This window comes from Methylobacterium oryzisoli, from assembly GCF_046557895.1.
GTDB classification, from domain to species: Bacteria; Pseudomonadota; Alphaproteobacteria; order Rhizobiales; family Beijerinckiaceae; genus Methylobacterium; species Methylobacterium oryzisoli.
In genome coordinates, this window is record NZ_JBKIBX010000001.1 from 253694 (window position 1) to 271128 (window position 17435).

At 73.3% G+C, this 17435-nt stretch carries 16 protein-coding genes; 11 read left to right on the top strand and 5 right to left on the bottom strand.

Annotation, left to right across the window (positions count from 1 at the left end; all coding sequences use genetic code 11):
• Positions 1 to 212 precede the first annotated feature (212 nt).
• From ACKUB9_RS01280 to ACKUB9_RS01300, 5 genes are all read left to right on the top strand, one after another.
• Positions 213 to 482 (top strand): YMGG-like glycine zipper-containing protein, encoded by a 270-nt coding sequence (locus tag ACKUB9_RS01280; protein ID WP_407518750.1) that lies wholly within the window; start codon positions 213 to 215, stop codon positions 480 to 482.
• A 160-nt stretch (positions 483 to 642) separates the two neighbouring features.
• The gene (locus ACKUB9_RS01285; RefSeq protein WP_407518752.1) at positions 643 to 1368 is read left to right on the top strand and encodes a TerB family tellurite resistance protein; all 726 of its coding nucleotides are present in this window, start codon (positions 643 to 645) and stop codon (positions 1366 to 1368) included.
• Positions 1369 to 1378: 10 nt separating this feature from the next.
• Positions 1379 to 2128, top strand: coding sequence for an N-acetylmuramoyl-L-alanine amidase (locus ACKUB9_RS01290; protein WP_407518753.1), 750 nt, complete (start codon positions 1379 to 1381; stop codon positions 2126 to 2128).
• Positions 2125 to 2361 carry a hypothetical protein gene (locus ACKUB9_RS01295; RefSeq protein ID WP_407518754.1) on the top strand — a complete coding sequence of 79 codons (237 nt, stop codon included), beginning with the start codon at positions 2125 to 2127 and terminating at the stop codon, positions 2359 to 2361. The genes ACKUB9_RS01290 and ACKUB9_RS01295 overlap by 4 nt, the downstream gene beginning before the upstream one ends.
• Before the next feature lie 389 nt (positions 2362 to 2750).
• Complete coding sequence (locus ACKUB9_RS01300) at positions 2751 to 3944, top strand: pyridoxal-phosphate-dependent aminotransferase family protein (protein ID WP_407518756.1); 1194 nt, start codon at positions 2751 to 2753, stop codon at positions 3942 to 3944.
• 95 nt (positions 3945 to 4039) lie between these two features.
• Here the strand turns inward: ACKUB9_RS01300 and ACKUB9_RS01305 are convergent, their stop codons facing one another.
• Positions 4040 to 5062, bottom strand: coding sequence for a TerC family protein (locus tag ACKUB9_RS01305; RefSeq protein ID WP_407518758.1), 1023 nt, complete (start codon positions 5060 to 5062; stop codon positions 4040 to 4042).
• 190 nt (positions 5063 to 5252) lie between these two features.
• Between ACKUB9_RS01305 and ACKUB9_RS01310 the strand changes: the two genes are divergently transcribed.
• Complete coding sequence (locus ACKUB9_RS01310; protein ID WP_407518759.1) at positions 5253 to 6494, top strand: TIGR03862 family flavoprotein; 1242 nt, start codon at positions 5253 to 5255, stop codon at positions 6492 to 6494.
• Positions 6495 to 6504: 10 nt separating this feature from the next.
• Here the strand turns inward: ACKUB9_RS01310 and ACKUB9_RS01315 are convergent, their stop codons facing one another.
• Positions 6505 to 7128, bottom strand: coding sequence for an FMN-binding negative transcriptional regulator (locus ACKUB9_RS01315; RefSeq protein WP_407518761.1), 624 nt, complete (start codon positions 7126 to 7128; stop codon positions 6505 to 6507).
• A gap of 99 nt (positions 7129 to 7227) precedes the next feature.
• Here ACKUB9_RS01315 and pdxR point away from each other — a divergent pair, with 99 nt between their 5' ends.
• Positions 7228 to 8724: a MocR-like pyridoxine biosynthesis transcription factor PdxR gene (gene pdxR, locus ACKUB9_RS01320; RefSeq protein WP_407518762.1), complete on the top strand. Its 1497-nt coding sequence runs from the start codon at positions 7228 to 7230 to the stop codon at positions 8722 to 8724.
• A gap of 385 nt (positions 8725 to 9109) precedes the next feature.
• Here pdxR and ACKUB9_RS01325 read toward each other — a convergent pair whose 3' ends face one another.
• Positions 9110 to 9427, bottom strand: a complete 318-nt coding sequence (locus ACKUB9_RS01325; RefSeq protein WP_407518764.1) for a hypothetical protein — start codon at positions 9425 to 9427, stop codon at positions 9110 to 9112.
• Between the two features lie 412 nt (positions 9428 to 9839).
• On the opposite strand from ACKUB9_RS01325, the gene ACKUB9_RS01330 reads away from it, so the two are divergent.
• Entirely contained in the window at positions 9840 to 10220 is a 381-nt protein-coding gene (locus ACKUB9_RS01330; RefSeq protein ID WP_407518765.1) for a hypothetical protein, read from the top strand.
• Between the two features lie 256 nt (positions 10221 to 10476).
• Here ACKUB9_RS01330 and polA read toward each other — a convergent pair whose 3' ends face one another.
• Positions 10477 to 13578 (bottom strand): DNA polymerase I, encoded by a 3102-nt coding sequence (gene polA / locus ACKUB9_RS01335; RefSeq protein WP_407518766.1) that lies wholly within the window; start codon positions 13576 to 13578, stop codon positions 10477 to 10479.
• Between the two features lie 282 nt (positions 13579 to 13860).
• Here polA and ACKUB9_RS01340 point away from each other — a divergent pair, with 282 nt between their 5' ends.
• The 3 genes from ACKUB9_RS01340 to ACKUB9_RS01350 all read left to right on the top strand — a co-directional run bounded on the left by ACKUB9_RS01340 (position 13861) and on the right by ACKUB9_RS01350 (position 15867).
• A complete protein-coding gene (locus tag ACKUB9_RS01340) occupies positions 13861 to 14334 on the top strand; it encodes a hypothetical protein (RefSeq protein WP_407518767.1) in 474 nt (157 codons plus the stop codon).
• Entirely contained in the window at positions 14313 to 14996 is a 684-nt protein-coding gene (locus ACKUB9_RS01345; protein WP_407518768.1) for a ribonuclease T2 family protein, read from the top strand. Before ACKUB9_RS01340 ends, ACKUB9_RS01345 begins: the two co-directional genes overlap by 22 nt.
• 136 nt (positions 14997 to 15132) lie before the next feature.
• The gene (locus tag ACKUB9_RS01350; RefSeq protein WP_410825733.1) at positions 15133 to 15867 is read left to right on the top strand and encodes a TSUP family transporter; all 735 of its coding nucleotides are present in this window, start codon (positions 15133 to 15135) and stop codon (positions 15865 to 15867) included.
• Positions 15868 to 15873: 6 nt separating this feature from the next.
• Here the strand turns inward: ACKUB9_RS01350 and ACKUB9_RS01355 are convergent, their stop codons facing one another.
• Positions 15874 to 17328 carry a phospholipase D-like domain-containing protein gene (locus ACKUB9_RS01355; protein ID WP_407518771.1) on the bottom strand — a complete coding sequence of 485 codons (1455 nt, stop codon included), beginning with the start codon at positions 17326 to 17328 and terminating at the stop codon, positions 15874 to 15876.
• Positions 17329 to 17435 lie beyond the last annotated feature (107 nt).

Here is a 17435-nt window from a genome sequence, read left to right on the forward strand (position 1 = left end):
GAACGGCGACGCTGCCTCCTCGTTTGGCGTTCAGCTGCCGAACAGCTAGGCTGTTGCAAGCGGTGAACGGCGGAAAACGCCGTCGCGCGTGCATTCGGGCGGGGCCGGGCACCGGTTCACCCTAGGGAATGCGGCAGGACCAGTGATCCGAAGCCGCCGTCCGTCCGGACGGGACGCGGCGGGGCCGGATCGAAGCACAAGGGACGAACCTCATGAAGAAGCTCATCGCCGCCACGCTCGCGGGCGCCCTCGCGCTCTCGCTCGGCGCCTGCAACACCCCCGGCGACCGCGCCGCGGGCGGCGCCGCCCTCGGCGGCCTCACCGGTGCGGCGATCGGCGCGGCGGCCACCGGCCGTGCGGGCGGCGCGCTCGCGGGCGGCCTGATCGGTGCGGCCGGCGGCGCCGTCGTCGGCGCGGCCACGGCCCCGCAATGCCCCTACGGCACCTACCGCGATCCCTACGGCAACATCTACTGCCGGTGAGACGCCGGGCGGGGGGCGGCTCGCCCGGCCCCCGCGCCTTTCCTCGGCGGCGTAGCCCGGATGGCGGATTCCGTCCGGACGCGAACGGGTCTAACGAGGCCCGGATGACGACGAACGCGCACCCTCGCCGCCCGACGCCGCACTGCCCGCGGGGCCGGCGATGAGCCTCGGCCTCTGGGGAAAGCTCGGCGGGGCCGGGCTCGGCCTCGCCGCGGGCGGTCCGCTCGGCGCCCTGATCGGCGCGGTGGCGGGGCACTTCCTCGTGGACCGCGAGGGCTCGCTGTTCGGCCGCACTCCGCGCGAGGTGGTGTTCACCACCGGCCTCGTGGCGCTCGCCGCCAAGATGGCGAAGTCGGACGGGGTCGTGACCCCCTCGGAGGTCGCGGCCTTCGAGGAGGTGGTGCGGGTGTCGGACGAGGAGCGCGCGGGCATCGCGCGGCTGTTCGACCTCGCCAAGGCCACCACCAGCGGCTTCGAGGCCTACGCCCAGCAGATCGCCGAGGCCTTCCGCGAGGAGCCGGCCCTGCTCGAGGACGTCCTCGACGGCCTCTTCCACATCGCCAAGGCGGACGGGGCGGTCCACGACAAGGAGGCCGGCTACCTGCGGTCGGTGGCGGAGATCTTCGGCCTCGACGAGGCGGCCTATACCTGCCTCGCCGCCCGGCACCTGCGGCTCGCCGACGACCCCTACGAGGTGCTGGGCGCCGACCGCGCCCTGTCGGATGCCGACCTCAAGGCCCGCTACCGGGCGCTGGTCGCCGAGAACCATCCCGACCGGGCGGTGGCCCGCGGCCTCCCGCCCGCGGCGGTCGCCATCGCGACCCGCCGCCTCGCGGCGATCAACGCCGCCTGGGACCGCATCAGCGCGGAGCGCAACCTGCCGTGAGCCGTGACCCATGAAGCCGGTGCCCGAGAGCGCGCTCGCCACGCAGGTCGTCCCCTCGCCCAATCACGGCGAGCGGCGGCTTCCGGTCGACATGCTGATCCTGCACTACACCGGCATGACGGACGGGGCGGCGGCGGTGCTGCGGCTGGCCAACCCCCTGGCGGAGGTCTCGGCCCACTACGTGGTGTTCGAGGACGGGCGGGTGATCCAGATGGTGCCGGAGGCCCGCCGCGCCTGGCACGGGGGCGCGGGCGCCTGGGAGGGCGTGCGCGACGTGAACTCCCGCTCGATCGGGATCGAGATCGTGCATCCGGGCCATGCGGGCGGACTGCCGCCCTATCCCGACGCCCAGATCGCCGCCGTGGCGGCGCTCGCGCGCGACATCCTGGCCCGCTGGCCGATCCGCGCCGACCGGGTGCTCGGCCATTCCGACGTGGCGCCCGGCCGCAAGCAGGATCCCGGCGAGGGCTTTCCCTGGGAACGGCTGCACCGCGACGGCGTCGGCCACTGGGTGGCGCCGGTGCCGATCCGCGACGGGCGCTTCTTCTCCGAGGGCGATGCCGGCCAGCCGATCGAGGCCCTCCAGGCGATGCTCGCCCTCTACGGCTACGACCAGCCCGTCACCGGCCATTTCGACGCGCGCACCCGCGACGTGGTCGCGGCCTTCCAGCGCCATTTCCGCCCGGCCCGTGTGGACGGCGTGGCGGATGCCTCCACCATCACGACGCTGCGCGACCTCCTGGCGGCGCGGCCCGCGTGAGCCTGATCCACAACGAGCAGACGAAGCTCACCGCCGGATACCTGAACGCGGGCGCGAGCGCGTTCCTGGCGGCCGGCGTGGTGGCGCCGATCGCCGCCGCCGTGTTCGGGGTGACCGGACCGGGCGGGCCGGTCCCGACCTTGACGATCGTCATCGGCGTGTCGATGTTTCTCGTCGGGAGCATCCTCCTGCACTTGGCGGCGCGTTACCTGCTCAGGAGCTTGCGGCCATGAACGACATCCAACTCTTCGCCTTCGTGATCGTGCCGATCGTGGTGGTCATCCTCGGCTGGCTCCTCGCCTTCTGGGCGCGCTGGGCCGTGTCGAAGTAACCGGCCCGAAGAGCCCGCGCCATTTCGGCGCGGGAGTGCGTTGCGCACCGCCTGTACCGCGATGGCACTTGTTTGCTGCCTAAGTTTGCGCCAGACACCGCCGCGGTGATCGGGGCGCGGTGACGCATGCCCGGCGGGCCGCCGGTCATCCTCGTGGCACCGTCAAGCATTCGTTGCCCTTCGCGCCGCCGCCCGGCTGATGCGCTCTCCGCTCGAACAGGGCGGAAGCGCATCAGAGAGGCCGACAGACGCGCTGGCCCAGGAGAGCGGCGCGCATCCGAGGAACGCCGCATGTCCCACAAGCCCGGCCGCCCCTTCCTGCACATCCCGGGGCCGACCAACGTGCCGCTGCCGATCCTGGCCGCGACCGCCCGCCCGACCATCGACCACCGCAGCGCGGAGTTCGGCCGGCTCGGGCGCGAGGTGCTGGCCGGCATCAAGACCATCTTCAAGACCCGCAACCCGGTGCTGATCTACGCCGCCTCCGGCACCGCCGGCTGGGAGGCCGCCCTCCTCAACACGCTGTCGCCCGGCGACCGGGTGCTGATGTACGAGACCGGCCAGTTCGCGACCCTGTGGGCCAGGATGGCGCGCAAGCTCGGGCTGGAGCCGGAATTCCTCAAGGGCGACTGGCGCTCCGCCGTCGACGTGGCGGCGATCGAGGCGCGGCTCGCCGAGGACCGCGCGCACGCCGTCAAGGCGGTCTGCATCGTCCACAACGAGACCGCCACCGGCACCCTCTCGGACGTGGCGGGCGTGCGCGCCGCCCTCGACCGCACCGGGCACCCGGCCCTCCTGATGGTCGACACCATCTCGTCGCTGGCCTCCACCGACTACCGGCACGACGAGTGGGGCGTCGACGTCACGGTGGGCGGCTCGCAGAAGGGCCTGATGCTGCCGCCCGGCCTCGCCTTCAACGCGGTCTCGGACAAGGCGCTGGCGGCCTCGAAGCAGGCGCGGCTGGCGCGGGCCTATTTCGACTGGGAGGACATGCTGGCGATCAACGAGACCGGCTACTTCCCCACCACGCCGGCCGTGAACCTGCTCTTCGGCCTCAAGGTCGCGATCGAGACCCTGCACGCGGAGGGGCTGGACGCGGTCTTCGCCCGCCACGCCCGGGCCGCCGCGGCGACCCGCCGGGCGGTGCGCCACTGGGGCCTGGAGATCCAGTGCCGCGACGATGCCCAGGCCTCCCCTACCGTCACGGCGGTGCGGATGCCGGAGGGCGTCTCGGCCGACGCCTTCCGGGCGGACGTGCTGGAGCGGTTCAGCCTGACGCTAGGGGGCGGCCTCGGTCCGCTCGCCGACCGGGTCTTCCGCATTGGCCATATCGGCGACTTCAACGACCTGCAGATCGCCGCCGTGCTGTCCGGCGTCGAGATGGGCCTGCGGCTGGCCGGCGTGCCCCACCGAGCCGGCGGGGCCGAGGCTGCCCAGCGCGTGCTGGCGGGCGAGCCCGAGATGCTGCGCGCCGCCGCCGAGTAGGCGGGCGCCGCACTGCGCTCCGGCAGACCCGCCGTCGGGCGGCTCTGCCGGGCTCCCTCCGTCGCCGACCCGGTGACCGCGTCGGCGACGGGCGTTCACCCCCGCGCCGGGCGCTCGGCCGGACGCTCGACGGCCGCGTGGGCGGTGTCCCGCGTCCGCCACAGGCTGTAGGCGATGCCGCCCGCGAGCAGCACCACGGTGACCACCAGCGAGACCCAGGGCTCGATGTGGATCCACCCGAAGGTGTCCGCCACCACGATCTTCGCGCCGATGAAGATCAGGATCAGGGCGAGCGCGGTCTTGAGATAGGCGAAGCGGTCCACCATCGCGGCGAGCGCGAAGTAGAGCGCGCGCAGGCCGAGGATCGCGAAGATGTTCGAGGTGTAGACCACGTAGGTGTCGGTGGTGATCGCGAAGATCGCCGGCACGCTGTCGACCGCGAAGATCACGTCGGCGCCGTTCACCAGCACCAGCGCGAGGGCGAGCGGGGTGAACCAGCGCACCATCCGCCCGGTCTGCGGGTCCGGCAGGCGGACCGTGAACTTTTGCCCGTGCAGCTCGGGGGTGACGCGGAAGTGGCTGCGCATCCACTCGGCGAAGCGCCCCGCCGTCTCGCCCTCGTCCTTCTCGTGATTGCCGGGCACGAGCATCTTGGCGCCGGCATAGATCAGGAAGGCGGCGAAGATGGTCAGCACCCATTCGGCCTGGTGCACCAGCGCCGCGCCGAGCCCGATCATCAGGCCGCGCAGCACCACCGCCGCCAGGATGCCCCACAACAGCACCCGGTGCTGGTTCACGCGCGGGATGCCGAGGAAGCCGAAGATCACCGCGATGACGAAGACGTTGTCCATCGACAGCGATTTCTCGACCACGAGGCCCGCGAGGTATTCCTGCCCCGCCTGCGGCCCGAGATACCACCAGATCCAGCCGCCGAAGATCAGCCCGAGGCCGAGATAGAAGGCCGTGAGGAGAAGGCTCTCCTTCACCCCGATCTCCCGGTTGCTGTCGCGGTGCAGGAGGCCGAGGTCGAAGGCGAGGAGGAGGAAGATGACGGCGTGGAAGGCCAGCCACATCCAGACCGGTTTGCCGAGCCACGCCATGTAGAGAAAGTCGATCATGCGTCGGACCATCGATGCTTCGGTTGAGGAAAGCATCGGCTCCGACATCGCGAGCGCGCAGGGGCAGCTCGCCAGAGGGGCCCGCAGCCGATGGGCACGGACTTATGTCCGGGAACGGAGCGGATCAAGGGCGCGGCCGGCGCGCCGCCCGGGTTGACAGCGCCCCGCGCGCCCCCGCTTGGGTGCGGGCATGACGCGAGCAGCGAACGGGCGCCGGACGGCGGTGGTGGTCGGTGCGGGGCCGGCGGGCCTCGCCGCCGCGGAGGTGCTGGCCGGCGCAGGGCTCGCCGTCACCGTGGCGGAGCGGATGCCCTCGCCGGCCCGCAAGCTCCTCATCGCCGGCCGGGGCGGCCTCAACCTCACCCACGGCGAGCCGCTGGAGCGCTTCCTCGCGCGCTACCGCCCGCACGCCCCGCTCCTCGACGCGGCCGTGCGGGCCTACCCGCCCGAGGCCCTGCGGGACTGGTGCGACGGCCTCGGCCAGCCGACCTTCGTCGGATCGAGCGGGCGGGTTTTCCCGGAGGCGTTCAAGGCCTCGCCGCTCCTGCGCGCGTGGCTCGCGCGGCTCGACGCGCGCGACGTCACCCTGCGCACGCGCACCCGCTGGACCGGCTGGGGGCCGGACGGCTCCCTCCTGTTCGCGCACCCGGACGGCCCGTTCGCGCTCCGCCCGGACGTGGCCGTGCTGGCGCTCGGCGGGGCGAGCTGGCCGCGGCTCGGCTCGGACGGCGCCTGGGTGCCGGTTCTCGCCCGGGAGGGCATTTCGGTGGCGCCCCTGCGCGCGGCCAATGTCGGGTTCACGGCCGGGTGGTCGGCCGTCTTCGCGGAGCGCTTCGCGGGCGCGCCCCTCAAGCGCATCGCCCTGTCGTTCGGTGCGGCGCGGGTTCGGGGCGAGGCCGTGATCACCGCGGACGGGATCGAGGGCGGGGCGGTCTACGCCCTGTCCGGCCCCCTGCGCGACGCCGTGCTGGCCGACGGCGCAGCGGCGGTGACGATCGACCTGCGGCCGGATCTCGATGCGGCCGCCCTGACGAAGCGCCTCGCCGCGGCCCGGCCGGACCAGTCGCGCGCCACCACCCTGCGCAAGGCCGCGGGATTGAGCCCCGTGGCGGCGGGTGTGCTGCGCGAGAGCGCCCGCGAGAGCGCCGACGGGGCGCTGCCGGCCGCGCCCGAGGCCCTGGCAGGGCTGATCAAGGCCGCGCCCCTGCGGCTCACCGGGATCCAGCCGATCGCGCGGGCGATCTCCAGCGCGGGCGGGATCGGCTTCCAGGCCCTCGACGAGCGCTTCATGCTGCGGGCGCGGCCCGGCACCTTCGCGGCGGGCGAGATGCTGGACTGGGAGGCGCCCACCGGCGGCTACCTGCTCCAGGCGAGCATCGCCACCGGCCGCGCGGCGGCGGCCGGCGCGCTGGCGTGGCTCACGGGCGGCTGAGCCCGGCGCCTCAGCCCGGGATCAGCGTGGCGACGTGGCGGTCGGTCTCGCCCTCGCTCGCCGCCAGCCCGGCCCGGACGCCGGCCCGGTCCGCCTCGCTGCGGTTCTGGCTCATCTTGCGCTTGCCTTCGAGGCGCGTGATCGGCAGGCGCAGGCCGACGATCCCGCGCAACTGCGCGGCGATGAAGGCCGGCGGCGCGTCGTCCACCGCCCAGGCCCGCTCGCGCGCGCCCTCGTGCAAGTCCGTCAGCCGCGTCACCACCGCGAGGAGCCGGTCCGCATCCTCGAAGAAGTCCGGCGTCCCGTAGGCGTGGACCGCGACGTAGTTCCAGGTCGGCACAACCTTCCCGGTCTCCCGCTTGGTCGCGTACCAAGAGGGGGTGACGTAGGCGTCCGGCCCGGTGAAGAGCGCCATCGCCTCGCCCTGCGCCGGCTCCCGCCATTGCGGGTTGGCCCGCGCGAGGTGGCCGTAGAGCACGCCGAACTCCCCCTCGGTCTCGTCGAGGAAGAGGGGCAGCGGCGTGCAGAGCAGGCCGGCCGCGGTGGCGGTCACGAGGTTGGCGAGCCGCACCGCCCGCATCGTCGCGTGGATGGCGGGCAGGTCGTCCTCGCGGAACGCGGGCGGGATGTACATCGAGGCCTCCTGGCGCGGTGCGCCGCGCATGGCGCTGCGCCGGCCTGGACCTAACCCGGACACTGGCCCATCCTGAACGTCCAGTTCCGGCCTTTCTGCATGGACCAGTCGACCGCCGCCCCGTCCGCCGCCCGGCCCGCCTCCGTGGGCGCGCGGATCTGCGCCGCCCTGAAGGCCCAGATCGCCCAGGGGGTCTACGGACCCGGCGCACGCCTGCCCTCGACCCGGGCGCTCGCCGCCGAACTCGGGGTCTCGCGCACCACCGTGACGGCGGCCTACGAGCAACTGATCGCCGAGGGGTACCTGGAGACGCGCCAGGGCGCGCGGGCGCGGGTCGCGCCGGGTCTGGCGGTGCGGGCGGCGGAGCCCGACGGTCCCCCGCCGCTCCGGTCCGCCCCCCGCCTCTCGGCCTTCGGGCGCCGGCTGATCGCCGCCTCGGTGCCCTTCTGGCCCGCGCCGGACCGGCCGGTGGCCGATTTCCGCTACGGCGACCTCGCGGGCGCGGATTTCCCGGCGCTGGCGTGGCGGCGGGCGCTCGACGGCGCGCTCGTGCGCCGGCCCGCCCGGCTCGCCTACGCCGATCCGCGCGGCCTGCCGGAGCTGCGCAGCGCCCTGCAGGGCTACCTGTGGCGGGCGCGGGGCCTGCGCTGCGCGCCCGAGCAGATCGTCGTCGTCAACGGCTCGCAGCAGGCCCTCGATCTCTGCGCGCGGCTGCTGCTCGACCCCGGCGACGGGGTGGTGATCGAAGATCCCTGCTACGGCGCGGCCCGGCAGGCCTTCGCGGCGGCCGGCGCCCGGCTCCTCCCGGTGGCGGTGGACCAGGACGGCCTGCGCACCGCCGCGCTCGCCGGCCTCGGCCCGGCCCGGCTCGCCTACGTCACGCCCTCGCATCAGTTCCCGCTCGGCGGCGTCATGGCGGTGAGCCGCCGCCAGGACCTGCTGGCCTGGGCGCAGGCCACGGGCGCGATGATCGTCGAGGACGATTACGACGGCGAGTACCGCTACGACACGCGCCCGATCGAGGCGCTGCAGAGCCTCGACCGCGCCGGCGTGGTTGTCTACGTCGGCACGGTCTCCAAGACCCTCTCGCCGCAGCTGCGCCTCGGCTACATGGTGGTGCCGCCCGCCCTGGCCGACATCCTGGCCGCGGCCAAGCGCGTGGCCGACCGGCACACGCCGGGTCCCGAGCAGGCCGCCCTGGCCCGGATCCTCGCGGACGGCGCTTACGAGCGCCACGTGCGGCGGGCGCGCCGCCGCAACGGCGAGCGCCGCACCGCCCTGCTGGCGGCGCTGGCGGAGACGCTGGGCGACCGGGTGAGCGTGGCGGGCGCCGCCGCCGGCCTGCACGTGGTGGCGTGGTTTCCCCGCCTGCCCGCCGCCCGCGAGGCCGAGCTGGTCGCCGCCGCCCACGCGGCCGGCATCGGCGTCTACCCGGTCTCCCCGCTCTACGACCCCGCCGCGGGCGGTCCCTCGCAGGCCGGGCTCGTGCTCGGCTACGCCAGCGCCGATCCGGCGACGATCCGGGCCGGCATCGCTCGCCTCGCGGCCGTGGTCGGCCAGATCGAGGCGGCGCTGCCTGCGGAGCGGCCGGCCTGACCGCGCGAGGCACGGGGGCGTCTCCCTGCTTCGGACCCTTCGGCCTGCGAGACTCACCGCGCAAAGGAGCCACCCCTGTCGCAGGGCAGCCGGACGACAGGCTCCGTGGCGGCGTTGAACTAGCCACGCCGTCCGTGGAACGATTCGGCACTCTCAAAGCTTTCTAAGCCCCGTTCGGATGTGGTCACACATTCGGCGGCCCGACATCATGCAGGTGCGAGGCGCACCTCCCTCGCGCGGGAGTGCGAATGATCAATGCAGCAGAGGCGCTGACAGCGGCGCAACGAACCGAATACGCAGCGATAGGGAGAGGAGATCTCGACCAGAGATTGGCACGACTGAGCCAAGCGGAGCGGGATGCCTTCTGGAAGGCGGTCAGGAGCGCCTACACCGCCCGCCCGATCGACGCATCGCAGCCGGACGAGAGCCGCGCCTCACCGCCGCGCCGGAATCCGACGCCGCTCCTCGAGGAGGTTTGCTGATGGCGCGACCCCACGATCCCCACGCTGATGCGCTCCGCGCCGCGCGTCAGATCGTCGACGACGCCGGGATGAGGCTGGTGCAGGCGGCCCATCGCAACGAACCGCAGGCGATCGCAGATGCCTGCCACAACCTCGTGGTCCGTATCGCTCAGGCCATCGTGGATGCGGAACGCGGAGCCGCGGAGCAGGGCCAGGAGCGACACGGTCAGGAGCGAGAGCATCCTCAGCCCGTCGGTGCGGGTGAGGCGGTCTCGCACTGGCGGAGCTGGCCCGCCACGCTGTTCGGTGTGCCCAGCTGGGTCTCGCTGGCGGTCAGGGAGACGAAGGGCGCATCCCGGAGAGCCGGGCCGGGCCGTTGAGACGACCGGCATCCTGCGCGGCTGTCCAAGATGGGGGTCGTGACCGCGTCGGCGCCGGCCCGGGCCGCAGGTGCGTCCTGGCACGCCGCCCCGCCACGCAACACGTCATGCAATCCGCCTGAAAGCTGACCCTCGTACATGCAGGCATGCGGGCATCGTCGTGCTCGTCTACCCGCGTCTTCCTGCCCGCCAGGCCGAGCGCCCGCCGCGATCATCGGCCAGGGCGCACCGGCCGATCGCCGGAGCGCACGAGACGCGCGACTGGAGCGCTCGGATGCGGTCCCTCGTGGTGACGGTCAGGGTCTGCCTCTCGGGCGCGGCCTTCGGCGCGGAGGCCGTTCCGTCGCTCGAAGCGGGGTCATCCTACTTCGAGGCCCGGATCAGCCTGGCCTTGCTGGGCTGGGAGCCGCAGCGCGTCACGTCCGCCGGCAGGGAATGCTCCGGTGGCGGCGTGAAGTCCTGTGAGATGTACGAGGAGATGATCGGCTGCTCCGGCCTGGAACAGCATCGCTGCCAAGCGATCTGGCGCAAGGATCATTCGGAGTTCTACATCGACACGATCGGCGTCGATCCCCTCTTCATCCGAATGAATACCATCAGGTATGGCAGCCACGGCGGAAAGCCGGCCTCCCCGCTGAAGCCGTCGCAGCCATAGGCTTCTTCGTCCGAGGCGCGCTCCAGCCATCGCCCTCTCCCGGACGACTGCAGCATCAGCGGAAGGAGATCCGGGACCCAGCCAATCATGGGCCGCGCAGCGGCTCTGCATCCGCACCGTTGCAGACGGACGGACGCTTCGCGATCATCTTGCGCTCGTTCCCGGATCTCCTTCCACTTCGTTTCAGTCGTCCGGGAAAGGGGCGGGAGCGAGGGCCTGCTCGACTTTGTTTGCAGGGTCATCCCGGCCCGCGCCCTCAATGCGCCTCCTGCCAGTTCGTGGCCGCCTTGGCCTCGACGGCGAGCGGCACGCGCAGGTGCACGGCGGGGTGGGGGGCCTCCTCCATCACCCGGGTGATGACCGGCAGCGCGCGCTCCACCTCGGCGTCGGGCGCCTCGAAGACGAGTTCGTCGTGCACTTGCAGCAGCATGCGGGTGGTGAGGCCGGCGTCCTTGAGCGCGTCGTCCATGCGCACCATCGCGCGGCGGATGATGTCGGCGGCGGTGCCCTGGATCGGCGCGTTGATCGCCTGCCGCTCGACGGAGGCGCGCTCCTGCGGGTTGTTGGAGCGGATCTGCGGGTAGTGGCAGACGCGCCCGAACAGGGTGGTGACGTAGCCCTTGTCCCGGCAGGCCTTCTTGGTCTCGTCGATGTAGGCGCGGATGCCGGGGAAGCGCTCGAAATACTGCTTGATGAAGGCGGAGGCCTCGCCCTGCGGGATGCCGAGCCGGTCGGCGAGGCCGAAGGCCGAGATGCCGTAGATGATGCCGAAGTTGATGGTCTTGGCCCGCCGCCGCAGGTCCGGGGTCATCTGGTCGAGGGGCACGCCGAACATCGCCGAGGCGGTGGCCGCGTGGATGTCGATGCCCTCCTCGAAGGCTTGGCGCAGCTGCGGGATGTCGGCGATGTGCGCCAGCAGCCGCAGCTCGATCTGGCTGTAATCGGCCGAGATCAGCTTGTGGCCGGCATCCGCCACGAAGGCCTGCCGGATGCGCCGGCCCTCCTCGGTGCGGATCGGGATATTTTGGAGGTTCGGGTCGGAGGAGGAGAGGCGCCCGGTGGTGGTGGCGGCGAGCGCGAAGGAGGTGTGGACGCGGTCGGTCCCGCGGTCGGCATGCTCCTGGAGCGTGTCCGTGTAGGTGGATTTCAGCTTCGAGAGCTGGCGCCACTCCAGGATCCTGCGCGGCAGTTCGTGCCCCTGGCCGGCGAGTTCTTCCAGCAGCGTCGCGGGCGTGGCCCATTGCCCCGAGGGCGTCTTCTTGGCGCCGGGCAGCCCCATCTTGCCGAACAGGATGTCGCCGATCTGCTTCGGCGAGGAGACCGAGACGCTCTCACCCGCCAGCTCCTGGATCTCGGCCTCCAGCCGCGCGAGGGACTGCGCGAAATCGCCCGAGAGCCGGCTCAGCATGCCGCGGTCGACCTTGATGCCCTCGCGCTCCATGCGGGCGAGCACCGGCACCAGCGGCCGCTCCAGGGTCTCGTAGACGCTGGCGCGGCGCTCGGCGGCGAGCCGCGGCTTCATCAGCCGCCACAGGCGCAGGGTCACGTCCGCGTCCTCCGCCGCGTAGGCGGTGGCCTTGTCGAGGGCGACGCGGTCGAACGTGACCTTGGCCCGGCCGGTGCCGGCCACGTCCGAGAAGGTGATGGGCTGGTGGCCGAGGTGGCGGCGCGCCAGCTCGTCCATGCCGTGCGAGCCCTTGCCGGCATCGAGCACGTAGGAGATCAGCATCGTGTCGTCGAACGGCGTCACCTCGATGCCGTGGCGGGCGAGCACGAGCCAGTCGTATTTCAGGTTCTGCCCGACCTTGAGCACGGTGGGGTCTTCGAGGAGCGGCTTCAGGCGCGCCTTCACGGCCTCCCAGGGGAGCTGGTTCGGCAGCAGGCCCTCGCCAAAGAGGTCCTCGCCGCCGCGATGCGTGAGCGGGATGTAGGCGGCCCGCCCCGGGGCGGTGGCGAGCGAGACGCCGACGAGGTCCGCCGCGTGGGCATCGAGCGCCGTGGTCTCGGTGTCGACCGCGACCACGCCCGCCTCCGCCGCCTCGGCGATCCAGGCCTCCAGGCGCTCCAGCGTCGTGATCGTCTCGTAGGATTGCGTGTCGAAGGGCTTCACCGCCTCCGCGGCGCGGGCCGCCACGAGGCCGCCGGGGGTCGCTTCCGCGGGCGGGCGGGGCTTGCGCGGGGCGTCCGGCAGGTCGAGGTCGGCGAAGGGGTCGGCCTCGCCGGCCGGCGGGCTCGTCGCCTCGTCGCCGAAGAACGGCATGGCGTCGCTGCCGCCCTTGTCGTTGGCGTAAGGAGGCGCCCCGCCCGGCAGCAGCGCGGGATCGGGCCTCACCGCCTCCGGATCGACGTGGAGGAGCGTCGCGATCCGCCGCGTCAGGGTGTTGAACTCCATCGCCTTGAGGAAGCCGACCAGCCGCTCCGGGTCGGGCTTGCGCAGGCGCAGGGCGTCGAGGGGCACCGGCACCGGCACCGCCGTGTCGAGTTCGACGAGGCGGCGCGACAGGCGCGCCTGGTCGATGTTGGCGATCAGCGTCTCGCGGCGCTTGGGCTGCTTGATCTCGCCGGCCCGCTCCAGCAGGGCCTCCAGGCTGCCGAACTCCTTGATGAGCGCCGCGGCGGTCTTCAGGCCGATGCCCGGCACGCCCGGCACGTTGTCCGAGGTGTCGCCGATCAGCGCCAGCGCGTCGCCGATCTGGCCGGGGTTCAGGCCCTCCCAGCGCTCGACGATGGCCGCGGCGTCGAGGTTGCGCTCGGGGCGGTAGCCGGGCTTGCCCTTCTGGCCCGATTCGAAGTCGTAGAACCGCACGAGGTCGCCGACGAGCTGCATCAGGTCCTTGTCGGAGGACACGATGATGACGCCCGCGCCCCGCGCCTCCGCCTGGCGCGCGTAGGTGGCGATGAGGTCGTCGGCCTCGTAGCGCTCCAGCTCGATCGGTTCGAGCCCGAAGGCCCGCACCGCGTCGCGCATCAGCGGCATCTGCCGCTTGAGGTCGTCGGGCGCGTCCGGCCGGTGGCCCTTGTAGTCCGGAAAGATCTCCTTGCGAAAAGAGCCCTCCGACTTGTCGAACACGATGGCGAGATGGGTGGGCTGGATCCCGGCCGCGCCGTCCTGCACGAACTGGGCGATCTTGGCGCAGAAGAGCCGCACGGCGCCGGTCGGCAGCCCGTCCGAGGGCCGGAAGTTGTAGCGCTCGGGCTGGTTGATCGACTGGAAGTAGGCCCGGAAGATGAAGGACGAGCCGTCGACGAGCAGCACTTGGTCGCCGGGGCCGACGGGCTTGGCGTCGGGGCCGGGCTCCGCGCTCGCAGTGGGCGCATCGGAGGCCGCGCTGGAGACCGCATTCGATACCGCATTCATGGAGACACACTCGCGGGACGGCCTGACCGGAGACCCGTTCATAATCCGCTCCGGCGCGCCCGGCCACTGCGCGGGTCCCGCCCCGTGGTCGCGGCGCCCTGCGGCCGCAGGGCGCCATAGGAGCGCGGCGCGCTGTGGTTGCGGCACACCACCGCCCGGCAAAGCGCGGCCAAACCCTCGCCGAGCCTTGACTCGCGGCGGGGTGCGGCGGCTTCGTCTCCTGCAGGACGACAACCGCGACGGGCCCCCGGGGCACCGTCCCCGCGCAAGGCAGGAACCGGCATGCGCCACACCCCATTCCTCGCCGCCCTCGCCCTCGCGGCCCTGAGCGGCGGCGCGCTCTCCCCCGCCGAGGCCCGCTCGGCCCGCCAGGAGATCTCGCCCGCCGAGGAGCGCGAGTTCCCGTTCGATGCGGACATCCCCGGCTGCCAGGACGTGGGCGTGCTGGAAAAAGTCTCAAACCAGTTCGCCGAGAAGGAGTCCAAGTTCTGGAACTCCTCGCTCACCATCATCAGCTACGACCGGATCGAGCGCACGGCGTGGCGGCCCTACGGGGTGGACTTCATCCCGCGCCGCTTCTGCACGGCGGTGGCCACCACCTCGGACGGCGTGCGCCGCCGGGTCGACTACTCGGTGCGCGAGAGCACCGGCATCATCGGGGCGACCTGGGGCGTGGAGTTCTGCGTCCACGGCCTCGACCGCAACCTCGCCTACGCCTACGCCTCGGCGGATTCGTGCCGCGCCGCCCGCCCCTGATCCGGGCTGCACGTCTCGCGGCGGGCCTGGCCCTTGCGGCGAGCGTAGGGCTCGCGGCGGGCGCCGTCGCCCAGGAACGCTCGGGCACCCCGGGCGAGTTCGATTTCTACGTCCTCGCCCTGTCGTGGTCGCCGACCTACTGCGCGCTGACCGGCGAGCGGCGCGGCGACGGCCAGTGCGAGACCGGGCGCGGGCTCGGCTTCGTGGTGCACGGGCTGTGGCCGCAATACACGCGCGGCTATCCGACCGAATGCGGCGCCTTCCCGCGCTCCCCCTCCCGCCTCGCCCTGGAGGAGGCGGCGGGCGTGTTTCCCTCCGAGGGGCTGGCCCGCCACGAGTGGCGCAAGCACGGCACCTGCTCGGGCCGCGACCCGGCCGGCTATTTTCGCGATGCGCGCCGCGCCCGCGAGGCGGTGACGGTGCCCTCCGGCTTCACCAGGGCCGAGGGCGACCTGCGCCTCGCGCCGATCGAGATCGCCCGGCGGTTCGTGGCCAGCAACCCGGGCCTGCGCCCCGACATGATGTCCGTGACCTGCAAGGCCGGCCGGCTGGAGGAGGTGCGGATCTGCTTCTCGAAGGATCTGCGCGGCTTCACGCCCTGCCCGGAGGTGGCGCGGCAGAACTGCCGGGCCGGCGAGGTCGTGGTCGAGGCGGCCCGCTGAGCCCCGGCCGGCCCCGGACCACCGCCCCTGCGCCGCGCCGTGACCCCCGCGCGCCGGCCGCGACGAGGCCCGCCCCGCCGACCGGGCGGGAGCCGAAAGGACCCGCTGAGGCGGCCTGCGCCGCCCGCACCCCGCGATGAGCGCCGAGGCCGCGTCCATGGCGGCGCTCCTGGCGGCCGCCCTGCTCGGCGGGCTGGTGCGCGGCTTCACCGGCTTCGGCTTCGCGATGGTGTTCGTGCCCCTCGCCGCCAGCGTGGTGGGGCCGGCCGCCGCGGTCGGCCTGATCTGGATCGTGGACGCGCCCTTCGCGCTCTGGCTCGGCCTGCTCTCGGCCCGCCACGCGGTCTGGCGCGAGGTGGTGCCGCTGCTCGTCGGCGCGGCCGTCAGCCTGCCCGTCGGCGTGTGGCTCCTCACCGGCCTCGACCCCGTCGTGGTGCGCTGGGTCACGGCGGGCACCATCCTGGCGGCGCTCGCCGCGCTGGCCTCCGGCTGGCGCTACCGGACCGCGCCCTCGGTTCCCCTCTCGGTGACGGTCGGGGCCGCCTCGGGGCTGGCGAGCGGGTTCGCGGGGCTCGGCGGCCTGCCGCTCGCGGTCTTCTGGCTCGCCAGCCAATCCGCCGAAGCCGCGCAGGTGCGCCACAACCTGATGGCCTATTTCGCGCTCTCGACCCTGCTCTCGGGCGTGGTCTTCGCGGGGGGAGGCGTGCTGACGGCCGAGCGCGTCTGGCTCGCGCTCCCGCTCCTCGTGCCCTACGGGCTGGGCCTCGTGGCCGGCGCCCGCCTCTTCCACCGCGCCTCCGACGCGCTCTTCCGGCGCATCGCCTACGCGGTGATCCTGGCCGCGGTCTGCCTCGCGCTGCCGCTGCGGTGAGGCGCCTCAGCTCCCGAACGGCCGCTCCGGGTCGAGCAGGTCGGCGCCGAGCAGGGGATCGATGAGGCTCTCCTCCTCCGGCACGTCGAAGGGGCGCAGCGAGCGGGGACCGCGGTTGAGCCGCCGCAGCGCCCCGAGGAGCGAGCCCTCGCGGGCGATCGCCTCCGTCACCCGCTCGGGCGGGACGGCGAGGTGCTCGGCGAGGAGGCGGTCGCGCAGGGCCGCGATGGTCCCGCGCGTCGCCGCGTCGGTGCCCTCCACCGCGAGGTCGCACTCGGTGTCGAGCGCGACCGAGCGGTTGTTGAGGTTCGAGGAGCCGACGCGCAGGGCCGTGTCGTCCACGACGATGAGCTTGGAGTGCACCAGCACCTGGCACTCGCCGTCCTGGCCCTCGCAGCCCGGGTAGCCGATGAACAGGCGGCCCTCGCGGTCGACGGCGCGCAGGCGGCGGATGATGCGGTCGCGCGGCGAGCCCATCGCCACGCGCTCGGGCAGGCTGTGCGAGCGGCGGGTCAGCACCACGAGGATCTCCGGGCCGCCCGGCCGCTCCAGGTGCTCGGCCAGGATGTCGGCGACGTAGGTCGCCGTGAGGTACTGGGCCTCGATGAAGATCGCCTGCCGGGCGCGCCGCAGCATGTCGGCGGTGAGCGCCGCCGCCTCCTCCACGCTCACTTGGTCGGCGAGCGCCGGCATGGTGCGGGCGATGGCGACCGGGATGTTCGTGAAGTCGGGCACGAGCCCCTCGGGCCAGAGCGGCGCGGCCTCGGCCAGGGGTGCGACGGCCTCGCCGGTGGCGGCCCGCCAGCGCTCGCGCGCCAGCTCGCCGATCGCCCGGGCGGTCTCGCCGTCCACCGCCATCTGGGTGTCGTGCACCGGCCCGTAGGGCTCGCCGTCGGGATCGATCCGGCGCGGGTCGTCGGGCCGGTGGTCGGGGGTGTCCCAGCGCCCCACCGTGAGGTCGATGCCGCCCGCGAAGGCGAGGGTGTCGTCGATGCAGACGATTTTTTGATGATGGGCGGCGTAGATCGGGTGGCGCGTGTCGAGCTTCACCGTGATGCGCGGGTGCTTCATCCACTCGGCGCCGAACAGCATCGGCAGCGCCGCCCCCGGGCCGTGCACGGTGCCGATGCTCCACAGCAGGATGCGCAGGTCGAGGTCGGGGCGCGCCTCGACGATGAGCCGCAGGAGCGGGCCGAGCGGCGGGGATTCCTCCTCCGGCACGTCCTCGCGCAGGCGGATGCGGCCGTCGAAATCCCAGCCGATGATGGTGATGCTGTGCCGGGCCTGCCGGAGCGCGCTCTCGAGGGCCGCGAAATAGGCGGCCGCGTCGATCAGCACCGCGGCCCGGCCGGCCCGCGCGACGCGCCAGCAGTTGCGGCCCGGCACGAACAGCCCCGCTTCCGACTCGGGCCGCACGGCCTGCGCCGGGAAATGCTCCGTCCTCGTGGCTGCGTCCGACACTCTCGGCCCTCGTGATGGCGGGGGCGGCGATACCCCACACCAGAACCATCGAGCGGCCGGAGCGTTGCAGCGCGGACGTGCCGCACGGCTTGGCAGCACGGTCCGAA

Coding starts and splice junctions, on each gene's coding strand:
- ACKUB9_RS01280 (WP_407518750.1), top strand. CDS start 213: ATGAAGAAGCTCATCGCCGCCACGCTCGCGGGCGCCCTCGCGCTCTCG.
- ACKUB9_RS01285 (WP_407518752.1), top strand. CDS start 643: ATGAGCCTCGGCCTCTGGGGAAAGCTCGGCGGGGCCGGGCTCGGCCTC.
- ACKUB9_RS01290 (WP_407518753.1), top strand. CDS start 1,379: ATGAAGCCGGTGCCCGAGAGCGCGCTCGCCACGCAGGTCGTCCCCTCG.
- ACKUB9_RS01300 (WP_407518756.1), top strand. CDS start 2,751: ATGTCCCACAAGCCCGGCCGCCCCTTCCTGCACATCCCGGGGCCGACC.
- ACKUB9_RS01305 (WP_407518758.1), bottom strand. CDS start 5,062: ATGATCGACTTTCTCTACATGGCGTGGCTCGGCAAACCGGTCTGGATG.
- ACKUB9_RS01310 (WP_407518759.1), top strand. CDS start 5,253: ATGACGCGAGCAGCGAACGGGCGCCGGACGGCGGTGGTGGTCGGTGCG.
- ACKUB9_RS01315 (WP_407518761.1), bottom strand. CDS start 7,128: ATGTACATCCCGCCCGCGTTCCGCGAGGACGACCTGCCCGCCATCCAC.
- pdxR (WP_407518762.1), top strand. CDS start 7,228: ATGGACCAGTCGACCGCCGCCCCGTCCGCCGCCCGGCCCGCCTCCGTG.
- ACKUB9_RS01325 (WP_407518764.1), bottom strand. CDS start 9,427: ATGCTCTCGCTCCTGACCGTGTCGCTCCTGGCCCTGCTCCGCGGCTCC.
- ACKUB9_RS01330 (WP_407518765.1), top strand. CDS start 9,840: ATGCGGTCCCTCGTGGTGACGGTCAGGGTCTGCCTCTCGGGCGCGGCC.
- polA (WP_407518766.1), bottom strand. CDS start 13,578: ATGAATGCGGTATCGAATGCGGTCTCCAGCGCGGCCTCCGATGCGCCC.
- ACKUB9_RS01340 (WP_407518767.1), top strand. CDS start 13,861: ATGCGCCACACCCCATTCCTCGCCGCCCTCGCCCTCGCGGCCCTGAGC.
- ACKUB9_RS01350 (WP_410825733.1), top strand. CDS start 15,133: ATGAGCGCCGAGGCCGCGTCCATGGCGGCGCTCCTGGCGGCCGCCCTG.